Here is a 10,096-nt window from a genome sequence, read left to right on the forward strand (position 1 = left end):
CGAACGACTACTCCGACCCTCGAGAGAGCTCCTCGAACGCCTCGGCGGCCGTGCGGGTCCCCTTCGCGATGAGCACGTCCCCGCCGTTGATCTCCGCGTCGGCGTCGCCGACCAGCAGCCACCCCTCCTCTGGACGACGGATGGCGATCACCGACATCGTCGGCTCCGTCTCCGGGACGCCGGCGTCGATCCTCGCCCCGTCGAGACCGCTCCCCGGCTCGACCTCGATCCGAGTGATGATCTCGTCGCTCTCCCCGACGGCCATGCCAACGACGGGATGAACCTCGATGTCGCGGAACACGCCCTCGCTGAGATCGATCGCCGCGTCGCTGATGACCTCCGTACTAGTGCCGAGTCGGATGAGTCCCCGCAGCGCGACCGGGTCGTGGGCGTCTGCCGCCGCTCGGAGCGTCCAGGCTTCGAACCGGGACTGCATCGCGTCGACCTCGACCTCGAGGTTCCGGACCTCCTCGGCCAGCGCCTCGCTGTCGAACAGCACGCTGCTGTAGGCCAGGTCGATCGCCAGCTCCGAGAGGTTCTTCATGTGGATGATCGTGTCCACGGCCCGCTCGAGGTCGTCGATGTCCGGCGTCTCGACCGCAGGAACCTCGTAGGTCGCCCCGGTCAGCGTCTCGTACACCTCCTCGATCGCCGCGTCCGGGCCGCGAAGGAAGGCGACGTCGTCGGCCGCGACCGTCGTCGTCGGCCCGGGATTGAGCAGCCAGTCCTCGCCACGCCGGAGCGCGATCACGCGCACGCCGGTTTCGGACTCGAGGTCGATCTCGTCGAGCGTCCGACCCGCGTACGAGGAGTTCGCGTCGACGACGCCCCGGACCAGTACGCCGGCGGCCTCGGGCAGCGCCGCGCGCATCGCCTCGGGCAGTCCCATCTCCTCTAAGACGATCTTCGCGATGTCGCCGGCCGCGTCGCTGATCGTCCCCGTCGCGGCGACGATCCCCAGCACCGGCGCGAGCTGCTCGGCGTCGGAGGGGTTTCGCGAAGCCATCAACAGCCCCATCCGGGCGCGCATCTCGAGGACGTCCATCTGACGCTCGAGGCGAAGCACCTCCCGAGCGAGGTCCTCGTTGCGGTGCAAGACGGCGGAGTAGGAGAGATCTATCAGTAACTCCGCGGTATCTTTCATCTCGACGAGCACGTCCTTGACGCTAACGGGCTCGTACTCGATCGACACCGGCGACGGCTCGTCCTCGAACGGATCCATGCCCTAACCCACCCACCCGCGTCAAAAAAACGTTTCCCGCCTCCGAGTCGTGAGTTCGCGAAACGACGCCTTCCGACACGGTTTTGGACCGGCACGGAGAACCCACGACCAATGATCGACCGGAGCCTCCTGCGTGAGGACCCCGAAGCCGTCCGCGACGCGCTCGACAACCGAGGCGCCGACGTCGACCTCGACGAGCTGATCGAGATCGACGAGCGGTGGCGCGAACTGAAAGCCCGCGGCGACGAGCTGCGCCACGAGCGAAACCAGGTGACCGAACGGATCGGCTCGCTGGTCGCGAAGGGCAAACAGGACGAGAAAGACGAGGCGATCGAGGAGTCGAAGGAGCTCAAAGCCGAGATCGAGGACGTCGAGGAAGAGGCGACCGAACTCGGTGACGAGCTCCGCGAGCGAATGCTCGAGATCCCACAGATCCCCGACGAGAGCGTTCCGCTGGGGCTCGACGAGCGACACAACGTCGAGGACCGACGCTGGGGGTTCGACGACCTGCGCGTCGACGCCGACACCGTCACTCCCCACTACGAACTCGGCGAGGAGCTCGACATCATCGACGAGGAGCGCGGCGCCAAGACCACCGGGTCGGGCTTTTATTTCCTCAAGGGTGACGGCGCCCGCTTGGAGCACGCCCTGATCCAGTTCATGATGGATATCCACCGCGAGCAAGGGTACGTCGACCTCTTCCCGCCGGTGCCGGTCAAAAGCGAGTCGATGCGGGGCACCGGCCAGCTCCCGAAGTTCGCCGACGACGCCTACCGGCTGGGTGGGAGCAACGAGGAAGCTTACGAGGACGACGACCTCTGGCTCTGCCCGACCGCCGAGGTCCCGGTCACGAACATGTACGCCGACGAGATCCTGCTCACGGACGACCTCCCGCTCAAACATCAGGCGTACACGCCGAACTTCCGGCGGGAGGCCGGCGAGCACGGCACCGAAACCCGCGGCATCGTTCGGGTCCACCAGTTCAACAAGGTCGAGCTCGTCAACTTCGTCGAGCCCGAGGACAGCTACGACCGCCTCGAGGCGCTGCTCGACGAGGCCGAAGAGGTGCTGCGGCAGCTCGATCTTCCCTACCGCATCCTCGAGCTCTGTACCGGCGATCTGACCTTCGCCTCGGCGAAAACGTACGACATCGAGGTCTGGGCGCCCGGCGACGACATGGACGACGGCCCCGAGGTAGGCGGGCGCTGGCTCGAAGTCTCGTCGGCGTCGAACTTCGAGGACTTCCAGGCCCGCCGCGCCGGCCTGCGGTACCGACCCGAGCGCCACGAGTCGGCCGAGTACCTCCACACGCTCAACGCCTCGGGACTCGCCCTTCCTCGGGTTATGGTGGCGATCCTCGAGTACCACCAGAACGAGGACGGCACCGTGACGATCCCCGAGGCGCTGCGCCCCTACATGGACGGCCAGGAGGTCATCGAGGGCCACGAGAAGGTCGGCGAGAGCGCGCTCGGCGCGGGCGAGCGGGAGTAAGAGCGCTCGAACCGCAGTAAGTCCCGTTTCACCGCCCTCCACCCTGTTCTCGATCGTTTTTGACTACTCTCGTGTCGCGTTCACCGGCTGAGTCGATCGCCCGGCGAGGGACGCGAGCACGGTCACAACTCCCGTTGTCGTGAACAGACCCACGATGAAACTCCGCCAGACCGACCCGGGCGGCGAGAGCGCGATACCGGCTGCGACGACGAGAACGGCCCAGCCGCAGATCACGAGTCCGCGACCGGTCGGCGACAGGTGGGTAAACCAGCTCCACGCAGCGAGGCCGCCCCTCGAGAACGCAAAGACCCAGCCACAGGTAAGCACTACCACCCCACCAACCCCGATCCAGAGCCACTCGATCGAACTCGTCTGACGGATCAGAAGGACGATCGGTGGAACGCCGAGCGCGGTCGAAACGAGGTCTCGACGCCTGATCTCGATTCGGCGGAGGGTGGCCCGAAGTCGGTTCATGTAGCGTGTTTGATTGTTGGTGTTACAAACCTTCACTGACAGGGACTCCGAAGCGAGCGGGAGCAAGAAGACACCGTCTCGAGTTGGGCCGGGCGGTTGAGAAGTCGAGAAGCGGTAGCGAGAGTCAGGATCGGGAAGAACGGAAGAACCGCACAGAGAGAGAGACGAGCGGTTCACACCTCGTGCGAACCGAATCGGCCTTAGATGTAGTCGATGATCTCGGGCAGCTCGAGCTTCATGCCCTTGCGCTCGCGGATCTCCATGATCTTCTCGCGCTGGAGCGAGTCGGACATGACCTCGAAGCCGGCGTTCTCGGTGTTCCAGGAGGCACGACCCTCGGTCGCGGAGCGGATGTCGCTCGCGAAGCCGATCATCTCGCCGACAGGGGCGATCCCCTCGACGACCATCAGATCGCCTTCCTGGTACATGTCGTCGACGCGGCCACGACGACCCTGGATCTCGCCGGACGCGGCACCCATGTGGTCGTTTGGCACGTCGATACGGGCGTCCTGCATCGGCTCGAGCAGCTTGATCTTCCCGTCGATCAGCGCCTTGTGGAGCGCGTTTCGGGTCGCCGGGATGACCTGCGCCGGACCGCGGTGGATAGTGTCCTCGTGGAGCCTGGCGTCGTGCAGCCGGATGAGCGTCCCCTGCACCGGCTCGTTTGCGAGCGGACCGTTGTTGAGGGCGTCCTCGAATCCCTCGATCACGAGTTCCATCGTCTCGTTCAGGTGCTGGATACCCTTCGTGTCGTCGATGAGGATGTTCGTCCCGTGGATGTGCTCGACTTCCTGGGAGTCGTCTTTCTCCATGCCTGCGTCCTGCAGGGCTTCACGGCGCTCCTGTTCGGGCATATCCATCGACGCCTCGCCGAGCTGGATCGCCTCGACGAGTTCGTTCGACATCGGCTCGATAGAGACGTAGAAGCGGTTGTGGCGGTTCGGCGAGATGCCTTCGATCTCGTCGCTCGCCTGCTGGGGCTGCTCGCGGTAGACGACGATCGGTTCGCCGGTGATGACCGGGATCCCCTGGTTCTTCTCGATACGCTGAGTGATGACCTCGAGGTGGAGCTCACCCTGTCCGGAGATCAGGTGCTCGCCGGTGTCCTCGTTGATCTCGATCTGGATCGTCGGGTCCTCCTTGGAGACCTGTCGCAGCGTCTCGATGAGCTTCGGCAGGTCGTCCATGTTCTGGGCCTCGACGGCCTTCGTGATGACCGGCTCGGAGATGTGCTCGATCGACTCGAAGGGCGTCATCTCGATCGAGGAAACCGTCGAACCGGCAATGGCGTCCTTGAGACCGGTGACGGCAGCGATGTTCCCGGCGGGAACGCGCTCGACTTCCTCGCGCTCGCCACCCATGTAGATGCCGACCGACTGGATACGGTTCTTGCCGGCGGTCCCGGAGACGTACAGCTCCTGGCCCTTCTCGAGGGAGCCCGAGAAGACGCGACCGGAGGCGATCTCGCCCGCGTGGGGGTCCATCCCGATGTCGGTGACCATGAAGACGACCTCGCCGGTCTCGTCGACGAGACGCATCCCTTCCGCGAGCTCGGTTTCGTCGTCGCCGCGCCAGATGCGCGGGATACGACGGGGCTGGGCGTCGACGGGGTTCGGGAAGTGCTCACAGACCATGTCGAGCACGACGTCCGACAGCGGCGTTCGCTCGTGGAGCTCCTGGCGCTCGTCGCCGCGCTCGAGTTCCATGATGTCGCCGAAGTCCATCCCGGTGCGCTGCATCGACGGCATCGAAACGCCCCACTTGTACAGCGCGGAGCCGAAGCCGACCGTGCCGTCCTCGACGGAGACGGTCCAGTCGTCGATGTCGTCCATATCCTCGGTCATCCCGCGGATGAGTTCGTTGACGTCGTTGATGACCGAAACGAGTCGGCGCTGCATCTCCTCTGGTCCCTCCTGGAGCTCGGAGATGAGGCGGTCGACCTTGTTGATGAATAGGGTCGGCTTGACGCCCTCGCGCAGCGCCTGGCGCAGAACCGTCTCGGTCTGGGGCATGGCACCCTCGACGGCGTCGACGACGACCAGCGCACCGTCGACGGCGCGCATCGCACGGGTGACGTCGCCACCGAAGTCGACGTGACCCGGCGTGTCGATGAGGTTGATGAGGTGATTCGTTCCCTCGTACTCGTGGGTCATCGAAACGTTTGCTGCGTCGATAGTGATCCCACGTTCCTGCTCGTCCTCCTCGGTGTCCATCGCGAGCTGCTCGCCGGCAGTCTCGTCGGAGATCATGCCCGCGCCAGCGAGAAGGTTGTCGGAGAGGGTCGTTTTTCCGTGATCGACGTGAGCGGCGATGGCGATGTTCCGGATGTTCTCCGGTTCGTCCATCAGCCGTTCACACTCTTGGACGATCTTCTTGCGTCGGCCCATATACCCCCCAATACCGGTAGCGGGGTCAAAAGGGTAGTGTTTCGTCGTCGGGGGGATTCGGCGCGTATCGTGCTCTGGAGCGACGAAAGACTAATTTGCGTGAGTGAATAGCACACAGTAATCCCCCTGTTCGATAGCGGACCGCGGTGAGGATCGACGACGGGCGTAAGAGCCATACAGTCACGGCCCGTGATACGGCCACACATGGATATCCGCGTCAACGGCTCGGGGCCGACCGCCCCTTTTCTCGGAGCCCGGGACCTGTTCGAGACCGAGTACGACCTCTCGCTGCCGGTCGACGTCGAGCTACGCGACGACCCCGACGTTCGGACCTGGGCCGGTCACTACGACGACCGACACGTCCTGAACATCTCCCGACAGGCCGCCTCGAGCGCGATGGCCCGCGAGCTCGCCCTCCACGAGTTCGCCCACATGGCCAGATACGAACAGAGCCACCCCTCTCACACCCAGTCGACCGAGGAGGTGCTGTACCTCGCACTGGCCGGGAAAAGCGTCGAGCGCCGCAAGCTCTCTCATTGCTACCAGATCGCAAACCACATGAAGGATATCTACGCCGACGACATCACGCTCTCGGTCGGCCCCGGCGAGAAGCTCCTCTCGTTTCTCGAGTCGAGTCTCGCGGCGGCGGTCGTCGACCGACCCCGAAACACGCCACAGAGCGGCCGAACGAGGCTCTCGGCGAGCGCCGATCCCGAGATCACGGCCGTCAACGCGGCGTTTGCCCTGGCGCTTGCGGAGCGACACGACCTCGTCGAGCCGGATCACCGCCTGTACGATCTCGCCCACGTCGCCGCAGTGGATGCCCCCGACGTGCCGTTCCAGGCGTTCAAGCGTCGGTTCCGCGAGCTGACCAGGGATCCCGACTCGAGCAGCTACCGACAGGTCCTCGTCGACGCGACGCGGGCGTACGTCGGCGAGGGGGAGTCGGCGAGTGAAGCCTAGCTCCCCGTCGTCAGCTACCCGAACGTTTAATGTTTTACACCTCATTAGTATGGAACATACTGGCAATGCTCTCCGAGACAGATGCCCGTGGACCGGACGACGCGTTTATCGAGGAACTGGCGCGGCTGAAACGCCGCGGAGCGAGCGTCCTCGTCGTCGGGTCGACCCGGGCGAGCCAGCAGGCCGAGACCTGCCGCCGACTGCTCGGACACGCCACGGACCGTCCACGTCGACGGATTCTGGTGTCGACGACCGGTGAGAGCGCACCGATCGAGTCACTCGTCGACGAGACGCCCTCGGACAGCCACCGCATCGTCCGACACGAGATCGACGTTCGAAGCGCTAGCGCCGCCTCCAGCGGTCACGCGCCGACGCCGTCGGTCGGCGTTCCCGTAACGACCACCGAGACGCTCGCCGACCTCGGGATCGGGATCTCGAGTGCGATCGAGTCGCTCGAAACCGCCGCGAACGGGCTCGAACCCTCCGAGCTTCGGATCGGTGTCGACTCGCTGCTCCCGCTGCTCGAGACGTACGGCACGGAACGCGTGTTTCGGTTTATCCACCTCACTAACGGGCGGGTGAGACGATCCGACGGCATGATCCACTACCGGCTCCCGGTCGATCGGGAGAACGAGGTCGTCCCGGTTCTCACGCCGCTTTTCGACGTCGTCGTCGAGCTTCGGGCGCACAACGGCGTCTGTCAGGAGCGGTGGTCGCTCAAGGACGAATCGCTGTGCTCGGGCTGGATTTCGACGCGACAGCTGTAACGAGAGCATGTCGGCTGGAGACGCACTGTCCCCGATGGCCGATGCTCGAGACGAAGCCACGGGGCCGGTTCTCGGATGAAACCGACGTTCGAGCCGACGGCCGACGGACTCGAGATTATCGATCGGATCGAACGCCACCGGTACCGGCTGACGACCCACGATCCAGTGTCGCTCGAACCTGCCGACTGCGACGAAATACAGTATCCAGTTGACTCGGCGGTTCGGATCACGACCGATACGATCACGCTACCGACGACTCATCACGTCTACGTCCGCGACGAAACTGGGGCGATGGTCGCCGAAGTGAAACCGGACGAGCAGACGTTTTTGCCGGAGGGAGAGTATACTCTCGACATCTCGGTTTCTATGAAGGTATATGCCCGCGTCGATAGTTCTCTCCAGATATACTCTGATCCAGAACGAACACATATTACACTAGACAGTCCCTCGCCGGTAACATTCGGCGCACGTTCCTATCACACTCGTCCTTCACAAACAATTACGACTACAGCAGCACCAACCGACGTGATGCGTACCGTATCAGCGTTTGGCTCAGCATTGAAGACAACGACTGCAGAGCGCTCATATCCAACCCTACGCGGACACCCACCTGCAGTGGAATTAGGGGACGAACTGGACGTACCTGATCGACTAACGGTTCCGGACACCGGTATCAAAATCGGAGTTCCAAAAAAGCTCGAACGAATCTTCGTCGTTTCCCCGCTGGTGTACTATTTGGGAGCAAAAGTCGTGCCAAGAACCGAACCTCGTCTAATAACTGACGAAGGATACACTCACACTCTCGACGGGCCGGAAGGATTCGAAGAAACGGTCGAACGAATCCTCAAGCAAATTTTCTTTCTTGATACAGTGGTGAGAACAGAAGGTATGACGCCACTTCCGCTTCAGAAACGAGAACAGGTAGAGCCACTATTCAATCATAGTATACAAAATTTATACGAACAGCCGTTAATGGAGCAAATTCAAAACTATCTTAGGGTTCCGTTTTCTGAGTTGGAACCAGCAATTCCTAACTGGCGATTCGAAACACATGTCGGACCGAGTCCACAAATAACTGAATTTCTGCCGTTCATAGCTAATGATCTCGCGGCAGTCAAAATAAACGAAGTGGAAAAGCAGCCACCGACTGTTTCAGAGGAAGCGCAAACGATCTCCGACTTTACTCGAAGCGGCCGCACCCGAAATACGGAACCGGTCCGTAATACGGAACCAGAATCAACTCAGAGGGATATTTCAGCATCTCCACTAATACGACAGCTGTGGAATAGTTCGAATGGTGGGGATATTGACAGCACAGCGCCATTGGAAGCCTTTAAAAATAGCATCGGTAGAACTCCTCATGATGATCCAATTGATATTGAGGTCATCTGTAATGACAATAGCATGAGTGAGGAGTCCGAATTTGTCAACGATACCTATGGTAATCGAGACGAACTACCGTTCGATGTCACGTTTCATCACAACATATCCACAAGCGAATTTAAAGATGTGCTGATGACAAAGAGTGATTTTTTACATTATATTGGACATATCGACACAGGCGGATTTCAATGTGATAATGGCAAGGTGGACGGGTCAGAGATAAAGAATTCAAATATAAAAGCATTTTTTCTAAATGGATGCCAGTCACATACGCAAGGACTACATCTGATTGAGGCAGGAAGTATCGGCGGAATCGTGACACACGGCAATGTTGTTAATAGTGGAGCGGTTGAGGTAGGGAATGCTATCGCAAAACTTCTAAATCAGGGATTTCCGTTATATGGCGCGCTAGATATCGCTCAGAACGAAACGTTAGTCGGTCAGCAGTATTACATGGTGGGCGACGGCAAAACCACGATTGCCCAGTCTGATCTTGAAGCACCTAATGTCTGTAGTATAGAGAAGCAGAACGGAAAGTACTTAGTGAATATAAAGATGTATAACTCTATCCAAGCAAAAAAAGGATCTATAAGTACTCCACATCTAGGTCCAATTGACAGCTACTATGTCGTGCCTGGAGAAACCGGCCAGATGCACATAGAAGAGTCACAACTCGAGGAATTTTTTAACCAAGGACAGTTTCCAGTAATAGTCGGCGGAAGGGTTTACTGGAGTGGCGACGTGACGATCAGTTCGTTGTGGTAGTTAGGGGCCAGTGTAGGTTGAGTTGTTTGCTGCGACAGTACCGACCTGCGAAATGGCCAGTAGCATCGTGAACAGGACGCCGATCATTCGTGGGTGCTTCTTCAGGTAGTGGGTCAGGTCCGTCATGGTACATACAGACCATTGTGCCGGCACGTAATGAATTTATTTTAATATAACCTACAAAGAAATCATAGATCCATTCTGTATTTTGAAGTTCTAAAAAGTCAAATCAATATAAATAAGGGTCGCGTGTAGGATACATAATACATAATGCCGTGTTGGATATATAACAAGGTAACTGCCGAAATCTGCACTCTCTAACGCCAATGAACCCGATATTTGAATCAATGGAAGACGGAATAAGGGTTATCGATCCGATCGAGCGGAACCAATATCTGCTCACGACGGACGAGTCGGTAGATCCCATGAGGGTTGAGGAGACATCGATACCGTATCCAATAGAAAACGCAATCGAAATAACAGCGAAGAAACTCACTCTTCCAACAAAAAATCCGATATACGTTTATAATACGACTGGGCAAATGATAGCAGAATCGAGTCCAACCAGCAAAATGGAACTTCCAGAGGACAAGTATGCCCTCGATATATCTAATTCAATAAAACTGTATGCGAGCGTCGAAAGC

At 60.0% G+C, this 10,096-nt stretch carries 7 protein-coding genes and 1 pseudogene; 5 read left to right on the forward strand and 3 right to left on the reverse strand.

Features of this window, described 5'->3' with window-relative positions:
• Window positions 1-7: 7 nt before the first annotated feature.
• Window positions 8-1,222: a TrkA C-terminal domain-containing protein gene (locus QA609_RS20460; protein WP_278304478.1), complete on the reverse strand. Its 1,215-nt coding sequence runs from the start codon at window positions 1,220-1,222 to the stop codon at window positions 8-10.
• 111 nt (window positions 1,223-1,333) lie between these two features.
• On the opposite strand from QA609_RS20460, the gene serS reads away from it, so the two are divergent.
• A complete protein-coding gene (serS, locus tag QA609_RS20465) occupies window positions 1,334-2,713 on the forward strand; it encodes a serine--tRNA ligase (protein ID WP_278304479.1) in 1,380 nt (459 codons plus the stop codon).
• A 63-nt stretch (window positions 2,714-2,776) separates the two neighbouring features.
• Here serS and QA609_RS20470 read toward each other — a convergent pair whose 3' ends face one another.
• Both QA609_RS20470 and QA609_RS20475 read right to left on the reverse strand, forming a co-directional pair.
• Complete coding sequence (locus tag QA609_RS20470; RefSeq protein WP_278304480.1) at window positions 2,777-3,187, reverse strand: hypothetical protein; 411 nt, start codon at window positions 3,185-3,187, stop codon at window positions 2,777-2,779.
• A 200-nt stretch (window positions 3,188-3,387) separates the two neighbouring features.
• Window positions 3,388-5,574, reverse strand: coding sequence for an elongation factor EF-2 (locus QA609_RS20475; RefSeq protein WP_278304481.1), 2,187 nt, complete (start codon window positions 5,572-5,574; stop codon window positions 3,388-3,390).
• A gap of 204 nt (window positions 5,575-5,778) precedes the next feature.
• Between QA609_RS20475 and QA609_RS20480 the strand changes: the two genes are divergently transcribed.
• The 4 genes and pseudogenes from QA609_RS20480 to QA609_RS20495 form a co-directional block, all read left to right on the forward strand.
• Window positions 5,779-6,537, forward strand: coding sequence for a DUF5781 family protein (locus QA609_RS20480; protein ID WP_278304482.1), 759 nt, complete (start codon window positions 5,779-5,781; stop codon window positions 6,535-6,537).
• A gap of 65 nt (window positions 6,538-6,602) precedes the next feature.
• Entirely contained in the window at window positions 6,603-7,304 is a 702-nt protein-coding gene (locus tag QA609_RS20485; protein ID WP_278304483.1) for a hypothetical protein, read from the forward strand.
• A 75-nt stretch (window positions 7,305-7,379) separates the two neighbouring features.
• Window positions 7,380-9,452 (forward strand): hypothetical protein, encoded by a 2,073-nt coding sequence (locus tag QA609_RS20490; RefSeq protein ID WP_278304484.1) that lies wholly within the window; start codon window positions 7,380-7,382, stop codon window positions 9,450-9,452.
• A 347-nt stretch (window positions 9,453-9,799) separates the two neighbouring features.
• Window positions 9,800-10,096, forward strand: a pseudogene (locus QA609_RS20495) (hypothetical protein); the annotation flags it as partial.

This window comes from Natronococcus sp. A-GB7 (assembly GCF_029688865.1).
Classification (GTDB): Archaea; Halobacteriota; Halobacteria; order Halobacteriales; family Natrialbaceae; genus Natronococcus.

Coding starts and splice junctions, on each gene's coding strand:
- QA609_RS20480 (WP_278304482.1), top strand. CDS start 5,779: ATGGATATCCGCGTCAACGGCTCGGGGCCGACCGCCCCTTTTCTCGGA.
- QA609_RS20490 (WP_278304484.1), top strand. CDS start 7,380: ATGAAACCGACGTTCGAGCCGACGGCCGACGGACTCGAGATTATCGAT.
- QA609_RS20485 (WP_278304483.1), top strand. CDS start 6,603: ATGCTCTCCGAGACAGATGCCCGTGGACCGGACGACGCGTTTATCGAG.
- serS (WP_278304479.1), top strand. CDS start 1,334: ATGATCGACCGGAGCCTCCTGCGTGAGGACCCCGAAGCCGTCCGCGAC.
- QA609_RS20460 (WP_278304478.1), bottom strand. CDS start 1,222: ATGGATCCGTTCGAGGACGAGCCGTCGCCGGTGTCGATCGAGTACGAG.
- QA609_RS20475 (WP_278304481.1), bottom strand. CDS start 5,574: ATGGGCCGACGCAAGAAGATCGTCCAAGAGTGTGAACGGCTGATGGAC.
- QA609_RS20470 (WP_278304480.1), bottom strand. CDS start 3,187: ATGAACCGACTTCGGGCCACCCTCCGCCGAATCGAGATCAGGCGTCGA.